Genomic DNA, 20,175 nt, shown 5'->3' on the forward strand with positions numbered 1-20,175 from the left:
CGGCTCACTGATCTCGGACACCTTCGGCTTCCGCCTTGTGTACATGCTGGCCGCGCTGTTCGTATTCGCCGCGCTCGTCGTCACCGGGATCATCGGCATCGTCGCGCTGACGAAGAAGGAAGCTCGCAACACCCGCCAGTACGAACAGGGCTGACGCCACAAGGATCTTCACTCCGGCGGGTTTCTCGTCGACGGCGGGATGCACGCTGTGCAGGACCACGTGGACGTAGACGAAGACCGCGGGCGCGTACAGCGCCCACCACGCGACTTTGCTCCAGGCCTTCAGCGCGTATCCGTCCAGCGGCTTGATCGGGAGCAGTCCGAAGACGACGACCTGGACACCCGCGGCCAGCACGACACAGATCGCGAAGGCGCCCTCGTAGGCCGGTGACTTCAGCTCGGCCTCCCGCCCGGCGGCGACGACGGGCGCGAAAGCCACCCAAAACCCGATGGCGGTCACGAGGACGGCGATCCCGCCACCCAGCGTCGCACGTCCTTGCACGGCGGTCTTCGGCACGCTTCTCACCGCCACGAACGTGACGACCAGTCCGTACACGTAGGGCACGGGCGAGCCCAGGACACGGGACAGCGTGGCCATGAGCGCGGCGACGAGGAATCCGAACCAGATCGCCCGGACGTACCCCCGGCCACGGCTCGCGGTGAGCAGGATGTCCTTGGGTTTCTCGTACGCGGCGACGACCAGGAGCAGGGACATGGCCCCCACCGCCGCCTTCAGCAGGACGACACCCCAGTCCGCCGTGCCGGGGCCCATCTCCGGGTCGGCCCAGACCAGCAAAGTCCCGCCGAGCGCGGCGTAGCCGAGAGTCCGCACCCAGCCGGGAACGCGCGGGACGGCCGCGTCCAGCCGTTGCCGAACCGCGGGAGTCCGCAGCAGTTCGATGATCTTGTTGACCCGGTCCGCCGGGAACGCCGTCTCCAGCAACAGCACGATCGCGATGATCGCCGCCGATTCCGCCACGCTCACCGCCAGGGAACGCAGATCGGTCGGGACCTCCCTCGGGGTGGGGATGTCGGGAAGGCCGGGCGGGGGCGGCCGCGGGAGTGGCGGCGGGGGGCCGGCCGTCTCCGTGGCCGTCGCCGTGGCCGGCCGGGTGGACGCCGTGGGGGCCGGGGCCGCCTTCCAGGTCAGCTCGAAGGTGGTCAGGCCGGGCGCGGCGGGCAGCCTCATCGTCCCGGCGGGATGAGTGGTCCCGGCGCAGCGGAACTCCACGGCGCGGACGCCGCCGGGCAGCCCGGACGGGATGAACGCGTGCAGGTCGATGAGCTCCCAGCCGGCCGCTCCCCCGCGCCCCTGCCGTGCTTCGTCCAGCCAGGTCTCCAGTCTCCTGCCCCCGATGCTGATCAGACCGGAGCGGCAAGCCGCCGGATAGCCGTGCAGGTGCACGGTGACCTCGGGTTTTCCCGATGGCCGGTCGCCGCCGGGCGAAGGCGTGGGCTGCGGCGTGATCGTGTCCGTCTTCGGCCGGACGACGATGCTGACGGTCGCCTCGGCCGCGTCGTTCTGCGGGTCCACCGCCCGATAACCGAACGAGTCCGTTCCGGTGAAGCCGGACGGTGGCGCGTAGTCGAAGGAGCCGTCCCGCCGCAGGACGACCCGGCCACCTCGTGCGGTGAAACCGTTGCCCGCCTTGGCTTCCGCCGTCATCGGCTCCCCCGCGGGATGGGTGTCCCCGGTCAGCACACCGGGCGCGGGCACCTTCAGCAGCACCCCCGAGGTCGCCTGGTAGCCGTCGTCCCGCGGATGCGGACCGAGCCGCACCCCCACCGACACGGCCGCGGTGGCGCTCCGGTTCCCCGCCGTGTCGACGATCCGGTAACTCCAGCGCGCGGTCAGTGAAGATCCCCTTCGCCAGCGGAACCCGACCGGCCGCGTCGTCGGCTCGACCACGCCGTCGGTCGGGCCGGACACCAGCTCGACCGCACGGACCTCCGTACCGCGCGGGGTGTCGTTGGCCAGGACGTCGACCGTGAACCAGCCGTTGACCGCCTGGCCACTGGAGAAGACGAAGTTGTCGTCCACCGCGGACGGCGGCGCCGCGGCCAGGGTCAGGAAGACGCCCAGCCCGGTGACGAGCAGCACCAGGGCGCGTTTCATGGGCGCGTCAGAAGTTCCAGATCCGGACGGTGAGGTCCCACCGCCCGCTGTTGTCGACGGTCCGGTCGTCGTTCTGCGCCAGCCACAGCCAGGTCTGCGGGCCGCGGTAGACCACGCACCCGCTGTCGGTCCCGGCCGGGAACGCGGCCCCGGTCGAGTTGAAGAACCCGTAGAGGCCGTACGTCGGCGCCGAGATCCCGCCCCAGAACGTCCTCGTCCGCTCGGTCGGATGGCCCGCCGGGGAGAAGGACGGGCCCCACGGCCAGGAGTCGATCTTGATCGACCCGCTCGCCCGGATCCGCACGACATCCCCGTCCTGGAGCGGGATGCCCGGTCCGATGACCGTCCGGTCCTGGTAGCCGAAGCTCACCGGCCGGCCGTCCACGATCGTCAGGGCCGTGTCGCGGATGGAGCCGATCTGGTTGTTCTGGCACAGCCTCTGGGACAGCTCCGTGCCCGCCTGAGCCGGCGTCGCCAGGCACAGCGCGAGGGTGGCCACACCGGCCGCGATCAGGCCGGTGGACCGGATTCCGGTCATGGTCGGTGAACTCCCGTCGTGACGTCCGTTTCCTCGGTGTACTCCGAGAATCGGGCCACGCACCCGGTCACGTCGAAGTCGTGGTGACTATGCGCCGATCGGCCGGGGCTATAGCGGCAGCTCCGCCGCGACCTGGGCCGCCAGCTCGCAGAACAACCGGGGCAGCGCGCGGCGGTCGTCCCGCCGCCGGGCGACACCGGTGGACGAGCAGGGACCGTCGCGCAGCTCCAGGGCACGGAATCCGTGCACGGCGGCCGTCTTGACGTACAGGTACGGGGCCGGGCAGACCACCTCGTTCAGGACGACGGACAGCGCCAGCTCCGTCACCGTGGTGACCGGCTCGCCCACCGCCTTCGGATACTCGCCGTTGCGCGCTTCGGGCATCAGCCACCACCGTTTCATGGACTCGGGTACCGCGTCCCCCACGTTCGGCATCGGTTCCTCGAGCACGTCGGCGACGTCGACGGAATCGAGTTCCCACAACGGGTGCCCGACCGGCACCGCCAGGCCGCAGGGCTCGTCGATGATGGGTTCCCACAGCACGCGCTCGGCGTCCACGGGCAGCCGCACCAGCGAGACGTCGACCTCGTCGTCGAGCAGCGGGCGTTCCGGATCGGGCAGGGTGGTCTCCTGCCACGTCAGCCGCACATGCGGGTACGCCGCCGAGAACGCGCTCGCGATCGGCACGTGCACCGCGTGCGGGATCGGCGGGCTCCACCCGATCCGCAGCACGCTCGGCTCGGCCGCGGCGCGTCTCGTCGCGCGGGCGGCCTCGTCCACCATCCGCAGCACCGCCTCGGCGTGCCCGTAGAAGACCTCTCCGGCGGCGGTCATCCGGACCCCGTCCGGGGCGCGCAGCAACAACGGCACGCCGAGTTCCCGCTCCAGCGCGCGGATCTGCTGACTCAAGGTCGGCTGGGAGACGTACAGCATGGCCGCGGCCTTGGTGAACCCACCCTGTTCGGCGACGGCCGTGAAATACCGGAAATGACGCAGCTCCATGAATCCCCTCCCGCGTTCCGCCCGCGTTTCCGCGGACGCGTCAACGATTCCGCATCGAGGCCGCGCGAGGACACGCCCAGGAGGATGAAGCCGTCAGGAAAGTTCGGCCGGTGAGTATTTTTCGTAATGCAGTACGGCGTCGAGCGGGAGCCGTTCCCGCCAGCCGTGCCGTTCCAGATCGGGGACGCTCGGCAGCTCTCGCACCGGTCCGAGGCACAACCACGCCACCGGGCGGATGTTTTCCGGCATACCGACCAAGTCGCGCAGGAATTCTTCGCGGTAAAAGCTGACCCAGCCGACACCGAGTCCTTCGGCGGTCGCCGCCAGCCAAAGATTCTGAATGGCAAGGCACACCGAGTACAAACCGGCGTCGGCGATCGAGTGCCTGCCCAGTACCCCGGGCGCACCGCGTGACGGGTCGTAGCCGACCACGATGCCCACCGAAGAATCCACGATTCCTTCGATCTTGATCGGCGCGAAAACCCGTGCTCGTTCGGCGTCCAGCCGACCTTCGAATACCTCGCGCTCGTCCAGCACGTGTTCCCGAAACCTCTTACGAACGTCCATATCGGACACCACGATGAAATCCCAGGGCTGCGACAGGCCGACACTCGGTGCCGCGTGCGCGGCGCTCAGCACGCGGCGCAGGACCTCCGCCGGGATCTGCTCTCCGGTGAATTCACCCCTCGTGTCCCGGCGCCGGAAGATGGTCTCGTACAGCGAAGGCTTGCCTGTCTCACTCGTCATGGCTAGATCGTGCCCCGGCAGGCCGGGATTGCCTCGGCCGGACGCTCCGCTGGATCGAGATCACATCTACTTAGTAGTTAGTAACTGGTAACTTACCGGTATGGCGGAACGGACGAGGAGCGACGTCTCGGGACGGCTGAGCACCGCCCTGATCTGCACGGCGCTGGCGGGAGCGGTGATCGGCAGCGTCGGGGCGCCCCTCATCACCCCGGTCGCCACCGGAATGGACGTCTCGCTCGACGCCGCGCAGTGGACCTTGACGGTGACCCTGTTCAGCGGCGCGATCGCGGGCCCGGTTCTCGGCAGGCTGGGCAGCGGCCCGTACCGCCGCGTCACGATCCTCGCCACGCTGGCCCTGGTCATGGTGGGCGGACTGCTGACGGTGCTCCCCCTCCCCTTCGCGGCGTTGCTGATCGGCCGCGCCCTGCAGGGGCTCGCGGTCGCGGGCGGGGCGCTGTTGATGAGTGTCGCCCGCGCACATCTGCCGCCCGATCGCTCGGCCTCGACGATCGCCACGCTGTCGGTCGCGTCGACGGTCGGCATCGGGTTCGGCTACCCGGCGATCAGCCTTCTCGACCAGCTCGCGGGCCTGCGCGCCGCGTACGGGCTCGGCTTCCTGCTGTCGGGCGTGGCGCTGGTCATCGCCTGGCGGACGCTGCCCGCCGAGGCGCCCGGCGAGGTGCCGCGGATCGACGTCACCGGAGCGCTGCTGCTGGCCGTGGGCACCCTCGGGCTCCTCCTGGTCATCGCCGAACCCGGCATCTGGGCGGCGGTGTGGCCCGCGTGCGGCGTCCTCGCCGGGTCCGCCGTGGTCCTGGCCGTATGGGCGTTCATCGAACTGCGCGCCAAGGCGCCGCTGGTGGACCTCCGGCTGCTCGGCCACGGCCCGGTCCTGCGGGCGAACCTCGCGGTGCTCGTGGCCGGGGCGGGGCTGTATCTGCTGTTCAGCGTGTTCACCCGTTATGTGCAGACGCCCGCCGTCGCCCGCTATGGATTCGCGCTCCCCGGTGTCGCCGCGGGTGCCGCCCTGATCCCGTTCTCCGTGCTCGGCTTCGTCGCGGGGAGGGCGATTCCGCGGCTCATCGCCCGCGTCACCGAACGCTGGACGTACGCGCTCGCGATCATGATCGCCGTCGCCGCCGCACTGCTGTTCGCCGTCGGCAACCGGTCCCTTCTCGCCACCCTCTCCGCGATCTCGCTGCTCGGCTTCGCCGTCGGGGGTGTCTTCGCGGTGATGCCGAAGCTCGTGCTTCCCGTTGTGCCCCAAGGGGAAACGGCCAGCGTGCTCTCGATCAACCAGATCGCCCGCAGCATCGGGATGAGCGTCGGGAGCGCGCTCGCCGGCTTCCTGCTCGCCGCCGCCACACCGGGTGGAAGTATGTTCCCCACCCAGGACGGCTACGTCGCCGCCGCGCTGTGGGCGCTCCCCGCCCTTGTCGGCAGCGGGCTCGTCATCGCGACCGGCCGATCCGCCCCCTGACCGAGCGAGGACGGGTGAGCAACGATGCCGAAAGGTCGCCGCCCCGGCCCCACGGGCTCCGTGATCGGTCGCGCGTTCCGGGTGCTGGACGCGTTCAGCGCGCGGCGGCCGACGCTCAGCCTCAGTGAGATCGCCCGCCGGTCGGAGCTGCCACTGTCCACTGTGCACCGTCTGCTCACCGAGCTGAGCGCGTGGGGAGCGGTCGAACGGGGCGAGGACGGGCTGTTCCGGATCGGCCTCCGGCTCTGGGAGGTCGGCGCGCTGGCACCACGCGGGCAGGGCCTGCGGGAGCGCGCCCTGCCTTTCCTCGAAGACCTTTCCCAGATCACCAAGGAGAACGTGCAACTCGCCGTGCGGGAGGGCGCCGAGGTCGTCTTCATCGAACGTATCGCCGGTTCCGGGGCGGTGCCCGTGCTCACCCGGGTCGGCGGCCGGTTCGCGCTCACCGCGACGGGTGTCGGCCTGGTCCTGCTCGCGCACGCCCCCGCGGAGGTACAGGACGAGGTCCTCGGCGGCCCGATCGAGCGCTACACCCGCCGGACCGTCACCGATCCGGCGGACCTGCGGCGGATGCTCGCCGACGTCCGTGCCAACGGTTTCGCGGTCAGCGACCGGCAGGTCACCATGGACGCCCTCTCGGTCGCCGCGCCGATCGACGACGGCCGTGGACACGTCGTCGCCGCGGTGTCCCTCGTCGTCCACCACGGCGGCACCCGGCCGCACACGCTGGCACCGCTGGTGCGCACCAGCGCGCGGGCGATCTCCCGGGCCCTGCACCCGCCGATCTGACCGCGCCGCCTCTCGGCGAAAGTCTTCCATCTTTTGGAAAGCCTGTTCGGCGCGCCCGGTCGTTCCCCTCAGGCTGGGTCACAGTTTCCGGCCGACCTCAAGGACGAGGGGACATCGACCATGACCACCACCATCCCGCGGGACCAGTGGTACGTCGCCGCGTACGGCTCCGAGATCGGGCAAGAGCTGTTCTCCCGCACGATCTGTGGTGAGCCCATCCTCTTCTGGCGCACCCGCGCCGGCGAGGTCACGGCGATGTCGGATCGCTGTGTGCACCGGCGTTTCCCGCTTTCGCAGGCCCCTTCCCGGCTCGTGGACGATCAGGTGATCTGCGGCTACCACGGGTTCACCTACGGCACCGACGGCAACTGCGTCTTCGTGCCGGGCCAGCACCGCGTCCCGCGCACCGCCCGGCTGCGGTCGTATCCCCTGGCCGAGCAGGATTCCCTGATCTGGGTCTTCATCGGCGACCCGGCCAAGGCGGACACCTCTCGCATCCCGCGAGCGCCTTATCTCGCTTCGCCGGACTACACCACGGTTCGCGGCATGGAGCCGCTGAAGGCGCGCTATTCGCTGCTGGTCGACAATCTCCTCGACCTGTCGCACGAGACGTACTTGCACGGCGGGTACATCGGCACCCCCGAGGTGGCCGCGACGCCGATCACGACGGAGGTCGACGAGGACGCCGGGATCGTCTCCGTCTCGCGCCATATGGACGACGCCGAATGCCCGCCGTTCTACGCGAAATCGACCGGGCTGCGGGGCAGGATCGCGCGCTGGCAGGACATCGAGTACACCCCGCCGTGCCTGTACAAGCTGCACAGCCGCATCGCGGCGCCCGGTTCGGTCCCCCGCCCCGACGGGAGCGACCCGGACGCCTTCCACGTCGAGGTGGTGTACGCGATCACCCCGGAGGCCGAGCACAGCACCCACGATTTCTGGGCCGTCGCCCGCGACTTCGCGCTCGGCGACGACGAGGTGTCGGAATTCCTCGCGGAGAACAACCGCACCGTGGTGCTCCAGGACGTCGTGGCGCTCGATGTCCTGGAGAAGGTCATCGCGAACGAGGCCGAGGGCTATCAGGAGCTGTCGATCAACATCGACACCGGTGGACTCGCGGCGAGGCGGATGCTCCAGCGCATGGTGGCGCCGGAGCGGCACCCCACGGCCACGCCATCCCGCCGGGCATGACACGACACCGGAAAGCGGACGTTCCCGATGAAGACCGCACCCCACACCGAAGACGAACTCGACCTGGTGCTCGACCGCAAGGAAACGCTCGCCGACGACGTCGTCCGGCTGACCTTGCGGCATCCGGACGGGCTCCCGCTGCCTGGCTGGGCACCGGGCGCGCACCTCGACCTCGTCCTCGACGACGGACTCACCCGCCAGTACTCGCTGTGCGGCGATCCGCGGGATTCGTCGGTGCTTCAAGTGGCCGTGCTCCGCGAGGCGGACGGCCGCGGCGGATCGCGGTATGTGCACGACGACCTTCCCGAAGGACGACGGCTCCGGGTCCGCGGTCCCCGCAACCATTTCCCGTTGGTGGAGGCCAAAAGCTTCCTGTTCATCGCAGGCGGGATAGGGATCACGCCGATCCTGCCGATGATCGAGCGGGTGGCCGCGTCCGGCGGCGACTGGCGCCTCGTCTACGGCGGCCGGACCCGCTCCTCCATGGCCTTCCGCGAAGAACTCGAAGCGCGCTACCCCGGTCATGTCGAGATCCAGCCTCAGGACGAGTGTGGACTGCTCGACCTGCCCGGCCTGCTCGCCGAGGACGAGACCGACGCCGACACCGCGATCTACTGCTGCGGACCGGAAGGCCTCCTCACCGCTGTCGAAGGACTGTGCGCGGAACGACCGTCCGGGTCCCTGCACGTCAAACGCTTCGCGCCGAAGGAGGGCGCCGACGCCGGTCCCCGCGCGGCCTTCGAGGTCGAGCTGGCGCGGACCGGCACGGTCCTCGAGGTTCCCGCAGGCCGCTCGATCCTCGACGTTGTCGAGGAATCCGGGGTGTCCGTGCTGTCCTCGTGCCGGGAAGGCACCTGCGGCACGTGTGAGACGCCGGTGCTGTCCGGAACGCCGGATCACCGCGACTCGCTGCTCACCGACGAGGAACAGGACGCGGGCGACACGATGATGATCTGCGTATCCCGCTCGCGCACGCCCCGCCTGGTCCTCGACCTCTGACCGCGCCGATCACCGCCTCCCGGGAGTCGTGAGTGGTAATGACGGTTCTAACCGTCATTACCACTCACGACCAAGAGCACCTGGTGAGGCGCGCCCTTACTGCTCAGACCGGGATGTCGCCCGACGTCCCCCATTGGGTGGTGAACAGGTTGAGCCCGTACCAGGTCCCGTTGGACGGGCGCCACACCACGAAGTCCGCCCGCGGGTCGCCGCCGAAATTGCCGGCCAGGGGAACATCTCCCGCGACACCCCATTGCTGGGTCGCGATACCGAGTACGTACCAGACGCCGTTGCCAGGGCGCCAGACGGCGAAGTCGGCGCGTCCGTCGGCGTTGAAGTCGCCCGCCACCGGAATGTCGCCCGCGGTGCCCCATTGCTGGGTCGCGATTCCCCGCACGTACCAAACACCGTCGCTGGGGCGCCACACCGTGAAATCGGCGCGTCCGTCCGCGTTGAAATCACCCGCCACCGGCACGTCGCCGGCCGTACCCCACTGCACAGTGGCGATTCCGAGCACGTACCAGGTCCCGTTGGACGGGCGCCACACGGTGAAATCCGAGCGGCCGTCGCCGTTGAAATCGCCGGTCAGCGGAACGTCGCCGGGCGTCCCCCACTGCTGGGTCACCACCGCGCCGGTGCTGCTCTGGATGATGTACCAGACGCCGTTGCTCGGACGCCACACGGCGAAGTCCGCCCGGTGGTCGCCGTCGTAGTCCGCGGCCACCGGTACGTCACCCGAGACACCCCATTGCTGCGTGACCACACTGCCGTTGCTGCTGCGGATCACGTACCAGACGCCGTTGCCCGGGCGCCACACCGCCTTGTCGGCGAAACCGTCGCCGTCGAAGTCCGCAGCGGGTTTCTGCGACGCGGGCGAGGCGGTGATCCCGACGTCACCGTCGTCCGCGTTCGCGACCGGCGGCATGACGATCAGACCCGCGAGCAGGCCCGCCATCGCCGTCCCCAGCCGAATGGTTCTTCGCATTTGCCGGAACCTTTCCGTTCGATGGACGCACTCTTCCCAGTTCGGCCGTCTTGACCGAGGATAAGAACCGGGAGGCCCGCAGTCTGGCACCGAAAACCCGCCATTGTCAGCAAGGGTTCCGTCCAGTGGACCGTGCGAGGGGATTTCAATGGACACCAGGAAAAGACCGAGAAGCGTACTCGAAGGCGCCTTCACCCTATTGGATGCCTTGGTACGACATCAAGGTGAAGCAGGATTGACCCAGCTGGCGAATTCCTGCTCATTACCTAAATCGACGGCACACCGGCTACTCGAGCAATTGACCGAGCTGGAGGTTGTCCACCGCAGCGAGAACCGCTATCGCGTCGGCGTGCGCGCATTCCGGCTCGGCCAATCGTGGCAGCCCTACCCGCGGCTGCTGGAACTCGCCGGCAACCGCCTTCCGCGGCTGGCCGCGGCCACGCGTGCGAGTTCGGTCCTCGCGGTGCCCTGTGACGGTCATATCCTCATCGCCGCGGCCAGTCTCACCCGTCCGGAGCACGAACTCCTTCTGCGGCCCGGATCCACCGTGCCGCAGCACATCGGCCGCTTCTCCCCTGGCTGGCAGGCCGCGCACGGTCTCGTCGTCACCGAAGCGCCCATCAGAGTGCCGCCCGGCGAGACGGTCGGTTCGATCGCGGCCGCCGCGCCTCGCTCGTCCACCGCGCTGACCGAGGCCGTCGCCCACACCGCCCGCTCCCTCGGCACGGCACTGGTACCCCAGTCCGTGGCGGGCCCTTGAAAGGAGGGCTGAAGGGCGCTTTCCTCGCATGCGACGCGGGGAAAGCGCCCTTCACCGCGTCAGATGCGGTGAAGGGCCCCTTCAGCCCGTCCCTGGATCGTGACCGATTCGGACGAACGGGTTCGACGGGGACACCATCAGGTGATCCACTCTTTTCTCCGGCGAACCCGGGTTTCCCGAATGGCCGTACGAGTGTCGCGGAGTGTCGTGTTTCGATCGACGAATCGGGGACGGTAAATCGGGCAACCTCCACTCACAAGAGTGAGCAATTCCCGAGAACGCCGCCGCCACTGAGCCGGAAAGGCGAATCGTCGGCGCTACTCCAATGGCGGAATCGGCGGGTATCCCTTTGTCGTAACGTCGAATGAGGAGCACCTCTCCAGTACACATCCCGCACCGAATTCCGCAATCCATGGAGGTTTTCGTGATCCGACGTCCCTTGCGCATCATGACCGCCCTGGTCGGCGCCGCCGCGGCCGTCACCGCCTTCGCGGCACCGGCCTCGGCCGCGGCACCGGCGCTGAACGAAGCGGCGGGCACGGCCGCGCTGGCCGCCGCACGAGAGCACCTCGGTGGCTCGCTCGGCGCCTCGTTCGCCGGCTCCTGGCTGGACACGACGACCGGCACGCTGGTCGTCGGCACTACGGACGCGGGCGGTTCCGCCCGGATCCGCGCCGCGGGCGCGGTGCCGAAGGTGATGCGGCACAGCGTCGCCGAACTGAAGCGCATCCAGTCCATATTGGACGGTAGAACCGGTGACCTGCCCGCTTCGGTCGCCGGCTGGTACGTCGACACGCCCGCGAACGAGGTCGTGGTCAACGTGGTGGGCGGCGACCCCGCCGGGCGGGCCTGGGCGGCGGCCGCCGGGGTCCCGGTCCGGGTGGACCACGTGAAGAGCGCGCCACGGCCGCTGTGGGCGGTGATCGGCGGGCAGGGTCTCTACTTCAACGGCGGCGCCTGTTCCGTCGGGTTCAACGCCTACGACGATGACGACCACTACGTGATCACCGCGGGACACTGCACCGAACTCGGCGGCACGGTACGCGGCGTCGGCGGAACGATCGGCAACGTCGCGAGATCGTCCTTCCCCGGCAACGACTACGGGACCGTCAAGGTGACGCATTCGGACGTCTCGACCCCGCCCCGCGTCGACCGGTACGGGGACGGTTCGGACGTGCGGATCGAAGGCGCCGACGTGGTCGGGGTCGGTGGCCGGATCTGCCGGTCCGGGATCACCACCCACTGGCAGTGCGGGCGGGTCGAAGCCCTGGACCAGACCGTGAACTACGGCAACGGGAACATCGTCAAGGGCCTCACCCAGACCGACGCCTGCGCCGAACCGGGCGACTCCGGCGGTTCGTTCGTCAGCCGCCCCACCGCGGGTTCCGGCACGAAGCTGGTGCAGGCACAGGGAATGACTTCGGGCGGTTCGGGTGACTGCCAGGACGGCGGCACCACCTTCTTCCAGCCCGTCAAGGAGGTGCTGAACCGCTACGACCTGACGCTCGAAAAGGACTGATCCCCCGGCGGGGCGGCCGAATGCCCGGCCGCCCCGCCGTCACGGGCAGGAGGCCGCGGTCTGCCTGCCGAGGAACTCCGTGACCTCCCCGGCGAGGTCACAGGCCTCGCGGACCAGCACCTCGATCTCGGCCCACCGACGGCGGACCCGCTCGTCGTCGGCGACCAGCGTGCCGGAAACCATGCTCAGGAACAGATCCGTGTCCACCGCGACCTCGGCGAGCCGCAGGAAGGGACGGCGGTCCTGTTCGGACCCCGCTCCGCGCGCGGCCGCCCATTCACGGGCACGCATCCCGGCGTCGTGGCAGGCGTCGACGAGGAAGGACCGGATCTCCTCGGGCCGGTTCCCCGGCCGCGCGGGCGGCCTGCCCATCAGCGGGAAAAGGTTCCACGCCACCGAGAGCAGGCAGTCGGCCACGTCATCCATCGACTCCACGTCCACCGCGGGGAGTGTTCCCGCCGGTGCCCGCGACCGGCCGGAATGACTCGCGCGAACGGCGGGATAGACCCGATCGGGTCATGGCGGGCCTCACGACGAAGCGGCCACTGCGGACGGCACAGGGATCCCCCGGCGAAGGAGATCGGCGCCGAAGCGATGGACGAGTGGATCGTTCGGGGTGAGGGTGAGGAGGACGACGTCGCGGCTCAGCGGCGGGTCGAGCCGCCGCAGGCTTCCGGGGAACGACCCGGACAACGCGGTGGCCGGGACGAGCGCGACGCCGAGGCCCGCGGCGGCGAGCTGGGCGGCGGTGGTGGTACTGCGGGTGCGGGTGGTCGCGCTCAGCGTGACGCCGTGTTCGGCCGCGACCGCGTCGAGCCAGCCGCTCAAACCGTTGTCCGGGTGGTAATGCACGACCGGTTCGGCGGCGAGGCGCGCGAAGGGGACCTCGCCGGGCAGCTCGTGGTTCTTCGCCGCCGCGACGACGATCTCCTCCCGGCCGATCAGCTCGGCGGGCCCGGTCCAGCGGGTCGGCCGGGGGCAGATCGCGAGATCGGCCAGCCCGGATTCGACCAGCCCGGCGAGCTCGTCGGCACTGGACAGTTCGGTGAGCGCGATCCCCAGCGCGGGACGGCGCCGCCGCCAGACCCGGAGCACCGGCGCGAGGAGGGCGACGGTCATCGACTCGGCACACGCGACGCGCAACAGTCCGTCGGACCCGTCCGCCACCGCCCGGCCGGTGGCCACGACCCGGTCCGCGGCGGCGAGCGCGGCGCGCGCGTCCGCGGCGACCGCGCGTCCGGCGGTGGTGGGGCGGACCCCGCGCGGAAGCCGTTCGAGCAACGGCGTCCCGATCTCCTTCTCCAGCGCGGCCAGCTGATGCGACAACGCGGGCTGCGACAGATGCAGCCGAGCGGCCGCTTCCGTCACCGAACCGGCGTCGAGGACGGCGACCAGGCACTCGAGCGAGCGCAACGTAGGCATTCGCCAAATCTATCGGTAGACGCGAAAACCTTCATATCGCGACGGGATTGTTCGCGGCCCCCGCCGCGCTGACGTGGATATGACATTCACGATGCGGGACAAGAAGATGGTCATCATCGGCGGCGGCTCGGGCATCGCCAGGCGGCTGGCCGCCGACGCGGCCGAGGCGGGCGCCACCGTGGTGCTGGCAGGGCGCGAACCGCGCACCCTCGACCTGTCGGGGGTGACCACCGCCCGGGTCGACCTGGGCGACGAGGACTCGATCCGCGCGCTCGCCGCGCAGGTCGGTTCCTGGGATCACCTGGTGTCACTGGCCGCGAACCACGCCAACGGCCCGGTGACCGCGTTGGCACGGGAAGCGATCACCAGCGCCTTCGACGCCAAGGTGATCGGGCCGCTGCTGCTCGCGAAGCATTTCGCGCCCGCCGCCCGCGACGGCGGTTCGATCCTGCTGTTCTCCGGCTTCGCGGCCTGGCGGCCGGCGCCCGGCCTCTCCGTGATGGCCACGACGAACGGCGCCGTCGGTCACCTCGCCGAAGCGCTCGCCGTGGAACTCGCGCCGGTGCGGGTCAACGCGCTGTCGCCGGGCATCGTCGACTCCGGATCGTGGGACCGGCTCGGAGCGGACCGGGACGCCTTCTTCGCCGACACCGCCGCGCGTAATCCCGCCCGCCGGGTCGGGCGGCCCGCCGATATCGCCTCGGCCGCGCTACTGACGCTGGCCAATCCCTTCCTGACCGGGAGCACCGTGCACGTCGACGGGGGCGGCCGGCTGGTCTGAGGTGCCGATCGACCGTGCGTCGACCACCCGCAAGCCCGCGAGGAGACCGGACAGTCCCTGGTGGTCTTGAGGCCGGATCGCGAGGACGCCGCTGGCGAAGAACAGCAGGTTCGCCAGCGGCTCGAATCCGCCGTTGACCGTGGAAGCCAGGGTGAGCAAGGTGAAATAGCCGCCGGAGCCGGCGAGGAAACGCACGATCATCCGCCACCCGGCGGGCTTCCCGCCGGATGGCCCGACGGGACGCAACAACACGACCCGCTGGCCGAAGCTGGCGCCGTCGCCCGCGAGCGGGACGGCGAACAGCAGGAGCACCGCGGGCAACAGGGTGCCGACCAGTGCGGTGACCACGGTGCCCGGTTCGCCCACCAGCACCGTCGTCACGATCCCGATGGTGGTGCCGAGCAGGACGACCGAGACGACGTCGACGGCCATCCCGAGCAGACGACGGCGCGCGGTGACCGGTCGCGGGATCCCCGGCGGCGCGGACGGCTCGTTCCCCGGCAGCAGGCGCAGCAAGGGGGCGAGCCCGAAGCCGACCGCGGCACCGAGGGTGTTGGTCAGCAGGTCGTCGACGTCGGCCAGCCGGTACGGGCAGTCGAACAGGAACCAGACCCCGGTCAGCTGGGTGCACTCGATGAACAGCGAGACGGCGAACCCGATCGCGACGGTGGCCGGGAAACCCCGCCGGAAGAGGTGCCGCGCGAACATCCCCAGCGGCACGAACAGGGCGACGTTGAACACCGCCTGCTGGACCGCGGGGTTGCGCAGGAACGCCCGCAGGCCGCCGCCGACCTGCTCGCGGCGGATGTCGGCGAGGAACTGGAAGGGGCGCAGCTGCAGATGACTCGCCGCGTGCTCAGCGCACCACGTCGCCGTCATCCGCGGGATGGGCAGCAGGGTGTACGTCCACAAGGACATGGCGTAGACCAGGAAGCCGAACACCAGAAGGACCCGCCAGAGCCCGAGTTCGCCGCGGCGCCGGTAACTCGCCGCGATGTACGGGATGGCCAGGAGGCCCGCGAGCACGAAACCCGCGAACACCGCGATGACCGCGGAGACGGTCGGATCAGTCACTCGCGGAAGCTAACAACGCTCGCTCCGGGGCACCCGTCACGCCACCTGGCCGGGTGACGGCGTCGGCCGGGGCGAGGGCGCGCTGATGGGCGAGCGCGGCGATGGCGAAGGTCAGATGGACGACGACCCAGTTGCGGTCTTCCCGGTGGACACGCTGCAACAGGTCGAGGGTGGCGTCGCCGGGACTGCGGCCTTGACGGCAGGCGTCGATGAACGCCTGGGTCAGTTCGTCGACGTTGCGGCGGAATTCCGCGAAGGCGTCGGCGGGATGGGAGCTGGAGCAGAGATCCGCGGTCACGTCACTCAGCGTTTCATAACGCGACACAAAGTTACGAATCGGTGGAGCGGGAATCACTCACGTGAGGTAGTCACACGCGCACTCTGTGCTCTGCGTCACGCCGAAGCGAGGCTGCCGGCGGGCATCCGGTGTTCCCGTTCGGCCACCTTCGCCCGGCGGACAGCCGGGAAGCGCTGATCGAGTTCGACCAGCAGCGGGGTCACCGCCATCAGCACCAGAAGGGCGAACCCGGCGTAAGCACCCAGGGTCTCGATGATCGTCATTGCGGCCTCCTCGTTCCTGGCGCCGTCTGTTCCGGCGGCCTGGAACCAGGATCGCTCCCCGGTGGGGTGCGGCGGATCGGTCATCCGGCGGGTACACCTCGACCGGTCGGCCTTTTCGGCACCGGCCTTTCGGCCGACCCGGGACGGCGGTGCAGCAGATCGAACCGCGACCACATCGCTTCGGCCGCCTCGATGGATTCACCGGTCCGGACCGGGTCGACGGCGGCCAGTTGCGCGACGATGGCCTGCACCAGGCTCATTCCCGCGGTCAGCGACGGGAAGAAGGTGACCCCCTCGGCAGGCACCATCAGCACCTGCTCCACGGCCCCCGCGAGCGCAGGGCTGGCCGCGTCGGTGATGGCGAAGGCGCGGGCCCCCCTGGCCTTGGCCTCGTTCGCGGCGAGCACCGTACTTTCGTACAGCCGCCAGAAACTGATCGCGATGAGCACGTCCTCATCGGTGAGTTTCGCCGTGGCGTTGGCGAGTTCGGCGTCGCCCGCGGTGATGGCGTGGACGTCGTAACCGGCGAGCCGCGCGTTGTGCGCGAAGGCGATCCCGACGGCGGCGTAGCTGCCGTCGGCGATGACGACCGTGCGGCGCGCGGCGGCGACGGCCTCGGCGACGTTGCGGATCTCGTCCTCGTCGAACCGCCGGTTGAGCAGAGCGAGGCTGTCGAGGTCCCGGCGCAGCGACGCCGAGCCCGGCGAATCGACGTCACGGTGTTCCTCGGCGACCTGCGGCGCGCTCAGCGACGACAGGTACCGCGCGCGCAGTTCCTGTTGCAGCGCGGGCCACCCGGCGAACCCCAGCGCCTGCGCGGTCCGGGTCACGGTGGCGACGTTGACCCCGGCGAGCTGCGCGAGCTCGGCCGTCGAGCCGAACGACGCCCGGCGAGGCTGGGAGACCAGCACTTCGAGCACGGCCGCCGATTTCGGCCGCAGCCCGCGTTCCGGTGTCCGTTCCCGAAGCCACGCCTCGAAACCGTCGTCGGCCGCCGTCTCTGTCACGCACACCCTCCCTCGATCGCGTCACGGTAACGCATCGTGCCCGGAGAACCACTTGCAACAAGCATTGCAGTTTTGACGAAACGCAGTATACGTTGTCCGCACTCCTCGTCGCCCGAACCACGGAAGGCGTTCCCCATGACGCTTCTGGCCAGGCTGGACCGGCTCCCGTTGAGCCGTCCCCACTACAAACTCCTGCTCATCGGCGGACTCGGCTACACCTTCGACGGGATGGACTCCGCCGTGGTCGCCTTCCTCCTGCCGAGCGCGAAAGCGGCCTGGGGCCTCGACAACGGGCAGCTCGGGCTGATCGGTTCCGCGACGCCGTTCGGTTTCCTCTTCGGCGCGATCGCCGCCGGCCTGCTGGGCGACCGCATCGGCCGCAAGAAGGTCATGATGTACGCGCTGGCCTTCTACGCGGTGTTCTCGGTGCTCGCCGCCTTCTCCCCCGACTACGAGGTCTTCCTGGGCGCCCGGGTGCTGGCCGGAGCGGGCGCGGGCGCCGAAAGCGCGATCATCGCGCCGTTCCTGTCCGAGTTCGTGCCCGCCAAGCGGCGCGGCTGGTTCGTCGGCGCGCTCGCCGGGTTCTTCTCCTTCGGGTTCGTGGCCGCCGCGCTGCTCGGGCGGTTCGTCGTCCCCACCGTGCCGGAGGGCTGGCGGGTCGCCCAGCTGATCACCGCGCTGCCGATCGTGATGCTGCTGTGGTGGCGCCGGTCCCTGCCGGAGTCACCGAGGTTCCTCGTCGCCAACGGGCGGCACGCGGAGGCCGAGAAGATCGTCTCCAAGCTTGAGCGGGACGTCGAAAAGGCGACGGGACAAGCACTTCCGGCGGTCGCCGAGACCGACGCCCAGCCCGCGACGGAGACGCCCAAGGTCAACCTCCTCAGCGCGCTCAAGTTCCTCTGGAGCCCGGCGATGGCCCGCCGTACCGCGGTGATCTGGACCGTCTGGTTCGTGATCACCTTCTCCTACTACGGTTTCTTCTCCTGGATCCCGACGCTGCTCGTCGAGCGGGGGATCACGGTGACCAAGAGCTTCGAGTTCTCGATCATCATCTACCTGGCGCAGATCCCCGGATACTTCTCCGCCGCCTGGCTCTCCGAACGGCTCGACCGCAAGCACACCATCGCGCTGTACCTGGCGGGTTCGGCGGTAAGCGCGTTCTGGCTGAGCCAGATGGACGCGCCGTGGTCGATCACCCTCGCCGGAGCGGTGCTGTCGTTCTTCCTCAACGGCACCTACGCCGGCGTGTACTCCTACACCCCCGAGGTGTTCCCGACCTGGATCCGCGCCAGCGGGACCGGGCTGTCCAGCGCGTTCGGCCGGGTCGGCAGCATCCTGGCCCCGACGATCATCGGCCTGTCCGCCGCGAGCCTCGGGTTCGCCGGTGTCTTCGGCCTCACCACCGCCGTCCTGGCGGCCGGGGTGGTGTGCGTGGTCGTGTTCGGCCTGTCCACCGCCGGCCGCTCACTGGAAGAACTCACCGAACACGGCGCGCCCGTGAAGACCGCGAAGGAGATGACCAAGTGACCGTGTCACTGTCCACTGTGGAGGACAAGACCCGCGCCACCATCGGCGTGCGCTTGTTCACCGTGCTGGCGTGGGTGCCCGAACGGCAGGCGCTGCGCCGGGTGCACAGCAGCCACCCGGCGGAGTACCCGGTGGGCGGCGAGAAGACCGTCGAGGTGGCCGCGGGCTGGCTGGACCGGTGCATCACCGGACAGGAACCCTACTTCGGCCCGGACAGCGCGGCGGTGCGGGAGATCTTCGCCGACCACGAACTCATCGACCGGCTGGGCTGCGGCGCGGTGATCAACGTGCCGGTGGTGGACGACGGCCGCACCCTCGGCGTCCTCAACATCCTCGACGCCGAAGGCAGCTACGACGACGCTTCCGTCGAAGCGGCCCGATCCCTGGCACCGTTGGCCGTCCCGGCCCTGCGCGAACTCCTGGAGACCCGATGACCGGCTCACTGCTGCTGCGCGACGCCCGCCTGCTCGACCCGGTCACGGGCGAGTACACCGAGGGGGACCTCCGGTGCGAGGACGGCCGCGTCGTCGAGGTCGGGACGGGGCTCACCGCCGGCGACGTCCGGACGCTGGACCTGCGGGGCGCGTTCGTCCTGCCCGGCCTCATCGACGCCCACGTCCACGTGACCGCGTCGACCGCGGATCTGGGGTCGCTCCCGGCGTCGTCACCGTCCTATGTGGCCGCGCACAGCGCCCGCACCATGAGCCGGATGCTGGACCGGGGCTTCACCACGGTCCGCGATGCCTCCGGTGCCGACTACGGCCTCGCCGACGCGCAGGCCGAGGGGCTGTTCCGGGGGCCGCGGCTGCTGTTCTGCGGGCGCGCGCTCAGCCAGACCGGCGGGCACGGCGACAGCCGGACCCGCGGCGCCAACGCCAGCGACGACCATCCGTGCTGCGCGGGCCTCGGCCGGGTGGCCGACGGAGTCGACGCGGTCCGTGCGGCGGCGCGCGACGAACTCCGCAAGGGGGCGCACCACATCAAGGTGATGGCCTCCGGCGGCGTCGCCTCCCCCACCGACCGGATCGACTCGACGCAGTACTCCGCCGACGAACTGCGCGCGATCGTCGAGGAGGCGGAGTCGGCCAACCGCTATGTCGCGGCGCACGCCTACACCGCCCGCGCCGTGAACAGGGCGCTGGAGCTGGGCGTGCGGTCGATCGAGCACGGCAACCTGATCGACGACCTGAGTGTCGAGCTGTTCCTCCGCCACGACGCGTATCTCGTGCCCACCCTGGTCACGTACTGGGCGTTGAAGGAGGAGGGGCGCGAGCACGGGCTGCCGGAATCCAGCTGGCGCAAGGTGGACGAGGTGCTCGGCGCGGGTATGGCCGCGCTGGAACGCGCCGCGCGGGGCGGGGTGAAACTGGTGTACGGCAGCGATCTCCTCGGCGGGATGCACCGGCACCAGAACCACGAATTCCGCCTGCGCGGCGAGGTGCAGCCCGCCCTGGACGTCATCCGGTCGGCGACGTCGACCGCCGCGGATCTGCTGAACCTGACCGGCGAGATCGGCACGCTCGCCCCCGGCGCGCACGCGGATCTGCTCGTCGTGGACCGCGACCCGCTGGAGGACATCGGCGTCCTGGCCGAGCCGACGGCGTTCCGGTACGTCGTCCAGGGCGGGACGGTGGTCTCCCCCTGACGCGTTTCGTCCTCTGGTTGCGATGCTTGCGC

At 70.1% G+C, this 20,175-nt stretch carries 21 protein-coding genes; 10 read left to right on the forward strand and 11 right to left on the reverse strand.

All coding sequences use genetic code 11. From position 1 onward, the window contains the following. Positions 1-4 precede the first annotated feature (4 nt). From L324_RS42700 to bluB, 4 genes are all read right to left on the reverse strand, one after another. Positions 5-2,116, reverse strand: a complete 2,112-nt coding sequence (locus L324_RS42700) for an Ig-like domain-containing protein (protein ID WP_037305231.1) — start codon at positions 2,114-2,116, stop codon at positions 5-7. A 7-nt stretch (positions 2,117-2,123) separates the two neighbouring features. Continuing rightward, on the reverse strand, positions 2,124-2,654 hold the full coding sequence (locus L324_RS07265; RefSeq protein ID WP_037305232.1) for a hypothetical protein: 531 nt from the start codon (positions 2,652-2,654) through the stop codon (positions 2,124-2,126). Between the two features lie 108 nt (positions 2,655-2,762). After that, a complete protein-coding gene (locus L324_RS07270; RefSeq protein ID WP_051173722.1) occupies positions 2,763-3,656 on the reverse strand; it encodes a LysR family transcriptional regulator in 894 nt (297 codons plus the stop codon). Positions 3,657-3,749: 93 nt separating this feature from the next. Beyond that, positions 3,750-4,403 (reverse strand): 5,6-dimethylbenzimidazole synthase, encoded by a 654-nt coding sequence (gene bluB / locus L324_RS07275; protein ID WP_037305235.1) that lies wholly within the window; start codon positions 4,401-4,403, stop codon positions 3,750-3,752. A 100-nt stretch (positions 4,404-4,503) separates the two neighbouring features. Between bluB and L324_RS07280 the strand changes: the two genes are divergently transcribed. The 4 genes from L324_RS07280 to L324_RS07295 all read left to right on the forward strand — a co-directional run bounded on the left by L324_RS07280 (position 4,504) and on the right by L324_RS07295 (position 8,862). After that, complete coding sequence (locus tag L324_RS07280) at positions 4,504-5,883, forward strand: MFS transporter (RefSeq protein WP_037305236.1); 1,380 nt, start codon at positions 4,504-4,506, stop codon at positions 5,881-5,883. Positions 5,884-5,907: 24 nt separating this feature from the next. Then, the gene (locus tag L324_RS07285) at positions 5,908-6,672 is read left to right on the forward strand and encodes an IclR family transcriptional regulator (protein ID WP_081736225.1); all 765 of its coding nucleotides are present in this window, start codon (positions 5,908-5,910) and stop codon (positions 6,670-6,672) included. A 120-nt stretch (positions 6,673-6,792) separates the two neighbouring features. Beyond that, the gene (locus tag L324_RS07290) at positions 6,793-7,863 is read left to right on the forward strand and encodes a Rieske 2Fe-2S domain-containing protein (RefSeq protein ID WP_037305237.1); all 1,071 of its coding nucleotides are present in this window, start codon (positions 6,793-6,795) and stop codon (positions 7,861-7,863) included. Between the two features lie 27 nt (positions 7,864-7,890). Next, positions 7,891-8,862 carry a PDR/VanB family oxidoreductase gene (locus L324_RS07295; protein WP_037305238.1) on the forward strand — a complete coding sequence of 324 codons (972 nt, stop codon included), beginning with the start codon at positions 7,891-7,893 and terminating at the stop codon, positions 8,860-8,862. A 103-nt stretch (positions 8,863-8,965) separates the two neighbouring features. Here L324_RS07295 and L324_RS07300 read toward each other — a convergent pair whose 3' ends face one another. Continuing rightward, positions 8,966-9,847: an FG-GAP-like repeat-containing protein gene (locus tag L324_RS07300; RefSeq protein ID WP_037305240.1), complete on the reverse strand. Its 882-nt coding sequence runs from the start codon at positions 9,845-9,847 to the stop codon at positions 8,966-8,968. Between the two features lie 148 nt (positions 9,848-9,995). Here L324_RS07300 and L324_RS40825 point away from each other — a divergent pair, with 148 nt between their 5' ends. Together L324_RS40825 and L324_RS07310 are read left to right on the forward strand one after the other, a co-directional pair. After that, positions 9,996-10,607: a helix-turn-helix domain-containing protein gene (locus tag L324_RS40825; protein ID WP_081736226.1), complete on the forward strand. Its 612-nt coding sequence runs from the start codon at positions 9,996-9,998 to the stop codon at positions 10,605-10,607. 424 nt (positions 10,608-11,031) lie between these two features. After that, positions 11,032-12,126 (forward strand): S1 family peptidase, encoded by a 1,095-nt coding sequence (locus L324_RS07310; protein WP_037305462.1) that lies wholly within the window; start codon positions 11,032-11,034, stop codon positions 12,124-12,126. Between the two features lie 39 nt (positions 12,127-12,165). Here the strand turns inward: L324_RS07310 and L324_RS07315 are convergent, their stop codons facing one another. Then, a complete protein-coding gene (locus L324_RS07315; protein ID WP_037305463.1) occupies positions 12,166-12,552 on the reverse strand; it encodes a hypothetical protein in 387 nt (128 codons plus the stop codon). A 102-nt stretch (positions 12,553-12,654) separates the two neighbouring features. After that, on the reverse strand, positions 12,655-13,548 hold the full coding sequence (locus L324_RS07320) for a LysR family transcriptional regulator (RefSeq protein WP_037305242.1): 894 nt from the start codon (positions 13,546-13,548) through the stop codon (positions 12,655-12,657). Positions 13,549-13,639: 91 nt separating this feature from the next. Between L324_RS07320 and L324_RS07325 the strand changes: the two genes are divergently transcribed. Continuing rightward, positions 13,640-14,329: an SDR family oxidoreductase gene (locus L324_RS07325; protein WP_235783432.1), complete on the forward strand. Its 690-nt coding sequence runs from the start codon at positions 13,640-13,642 to the stop codon at positions 14,327-14,329. On the opposite strand, the gene L324_RS07330 is transcribed toward L324_RS07325, so the two are convergent. The 4 genes from L324_RS07330 to L324_RS07340 all read right to left on the reverse strand — a co-directional run bounded on the left by L324_RS07330 (position 14,258) and on the right by L324_RS07340 (position 16,971). After that, positions 14,258-15,403: a VanZ family protein gene (locus tag L324_RS07330; protein ID WP_037305245.1), complete on the reverse strand. Its 1,146-nt coding sequence runs from the start codon at positions 15,401-15,403 to the stop codon at positions 14,258-14,260. The genes L324_RS07325 and L324_RS07330 overlap by 72 nt on opposite strands. Further along, positions 15,396-15,701, reverse strand: coding sequence for a hypothetical protein (locus L324_RS07335; protein ID WP_037305247.1), 306 nt, complete (start codon positions 15,699-15,701; stop codon positions 15,396-15,398). Before L324_RS07335 ends, L324_RS07330 begins: the two co-directional genes overlap by 8 nt. Positions 15,702-15,796: 95 nt before the next feature. Then, positions 15,797-16,048 carry a hypothetical protein gene (locus tag L324_RS42965; protein ID WP_152546722.1) on the reverse strand — a complete coding sequence of 84 codons (252 nt, stop codon included), beginning with the start codon at positions 16,046-16,048 and terminating at the stop codon, positions 15,797-15,799. Beyond that, complete coding sequence (locus L324_RS07340) at positions 16,045-16,971, reverse strand: MurR/RpiR family transcriptional regulator (protein ID WP_037305248.1); 927 nt, start codon at positions 16,969-16,971, stop codon at positions 16,045-16,047. The genes L324_RS42965 and L324_RS07340 overlap by 4 nt, the downstream gene beginning before the upstream one ends. Positions 16,972-17,106: 135 nt before the next feature. Here L324_RS07340 and L324_RS07345 point away from each other — a divergent pair, with 135 nt between their 5' ends. Genes L324_RS07345 through L324_RS07355 form a run of 3 tightly spaced genes read left to right on the forward strand, consistent with a single transcriptional unit; the run spans position 17,107 to position 20,143 of the window. Beyond that, a complete protein-coding gene (locus L324_RS07345; RefSeq protein ID WP_037305250.1) occupies positions 17,107-18,498 on the forward strand; it encodes an MFS transporter in 1,392 nt (463 codons plus the stop codon). Continuing rightward, a complete protein-coding gene (locus L324_RS07350; protein ID WP_037305251.1) occupies positions 18,495-18,932 on the forward strand; it encodes a GAF domain-containing protein in 438 nt (145 codons plus the stop codon). Before L324_RS07345 ends, L324_RS07350 begins: the two co-directional genes overlap by 4 nt. Then, complete coding sequence (locus L324_RS07355; RefSeq protein WP_037305252.1) at positions 18,929-20,143, forward strand: metal-dependent hydrolase family protein; 1,215 nt, start codon at positions 18,929-18,931, stop codon at positions 20,141-20,143. The genes L324_RS07350 and L324_RS07355 overlap by 4 nt, the downstream gene beginning before the upstream one ends. Positions 20,144-20,175: the final 32 nt, after the last annotated feature.

This window comes from Amycolatopsis orientalis DSM 40040 = KCTC 9412 (genome assembly GCF_000478275.1).
Classification (GTDB): domain Bacteria; phylum Actinomycetota; class Actinomycetes; order Mycobacteriales; family Pseudonocardiaceae; genus Amycolatopsis; species Amycolatopsis orientalis.

Excerpts from the sequence above, each read along its gene's own strand:
- L324_RS07325 (WP_235783432.1), top strand. The coding sequence starts at position 13,640 with ATGCGGGACAAGAAGATGGTCATCATCGGCGGCGGCTCGGGCATCGCC.
- L324_RS42965 (WP_152546722.1), bottom strand. The coding sequence starts at position 16,048 with ATGACCGATCCGCCGCACCCCACCGGGGAGCGATCCTGGTTCCAGGCC.
- bluB (WP_037305235.1), bottom strand. The coding sequence starts at position 4,403 with ATGACGAGTGAGACAGGCAAGCCTTCGCTGTACGAGACCATCTTCCGG.
- L324_RS07265 (WP_037305232.1), bottom strand. The coding sequence starts at position 2,654 with ATGACCGGAATCCGGTCCACCGGCCTGATCGCGGCCGGTGTGGCCACC.
- L324_RS07300 (WP_037305240.1), bottom strand. The coding sequence starts at position 9,847 with ATGCGAAGAACCATTCGGCTGGGGACGGCGATGGCGGGCCTGCTCGCG.
- L324_RS07280 (WP_037305236.1), top strand. The coding sequence starts at position 4,504 with ATGGCGGAACGGACGAGGAGCGACGTCTCGGGACGGCTGAGCACCGCC.
- L324_RS07285 (WP_081736225.1), top strand. The coding sequence starts at position 5,908 with ATGCCGAAAGGTCGCCGCCCCGGCCCCACGGGCTCCGTGATCGGTCGC.
- L324_RS07295 (WP_037305238.1), top strand. The coding sequence starts at position 7,891 with ATGAAGACCGCACCCCACACCGAAGACGAACTCGACCTGGTGCTCGAC.
- L324_RS07320 (WP_037305242.1), bottom strand. The coding sequence starts at position 13,548 with ATGCCTACGTTGCGCTCGCTCGAGTGCCTGGTCGCCGTCCTCGACGCC.
- L324_RS07355 (WP_037305252.1), top strand. The coding sequence starts at position 18,929 with ATGACCGGCTCACTGCTGCTGCGCGACGCCCGCCTGCTCGACCCGGTC.
- L324_RS07315 (WP_037305463.1), bottom strand. The coding sequence starts at position 12,552 with ATGGATGACGTGGCCGACTGCCTGCTCTCGGTGGCGTGGAACCTTTTC.
- L324_RS42700 (WP_037305231.1), bottom strand. The coding sequence starts at position 2,116 with ATGAAACGCGCCCTGGTGCTGCTCGTCACCGGGCTGGGCGTCTTCCTG.
- L324_RS40825 (WP_081736226.1), top strand. The coding sequence starts at position 9,996 with ATGGACACCAGGAAAAGACCGAGAAGCGTACTCGAAGGCGCCTTCACC.
- L324_RS07270 (WP_051173722.1), bottom strand. The coding sequence starts at position 3,656 with ATGGAGCTGCGTCATTTCCGGTATTTCACGGCCGTCGCCGAACAGGGT.
- L324_RS07345 (WP_037305250.1), top strand. The coding sequence starts at position 17,107 with ATGACGCTTCTGGCCAGGCTGGACCGGCTCCCGTTGAGCCGTCCCCAC.
- L324_RS07290 (WP_037305237.1), top strand. The coding sequence starts at position 6,793 with ATGACCACCACCATCCCGCGGGACCAGTGGTACGTCGCCGCGTACGGC.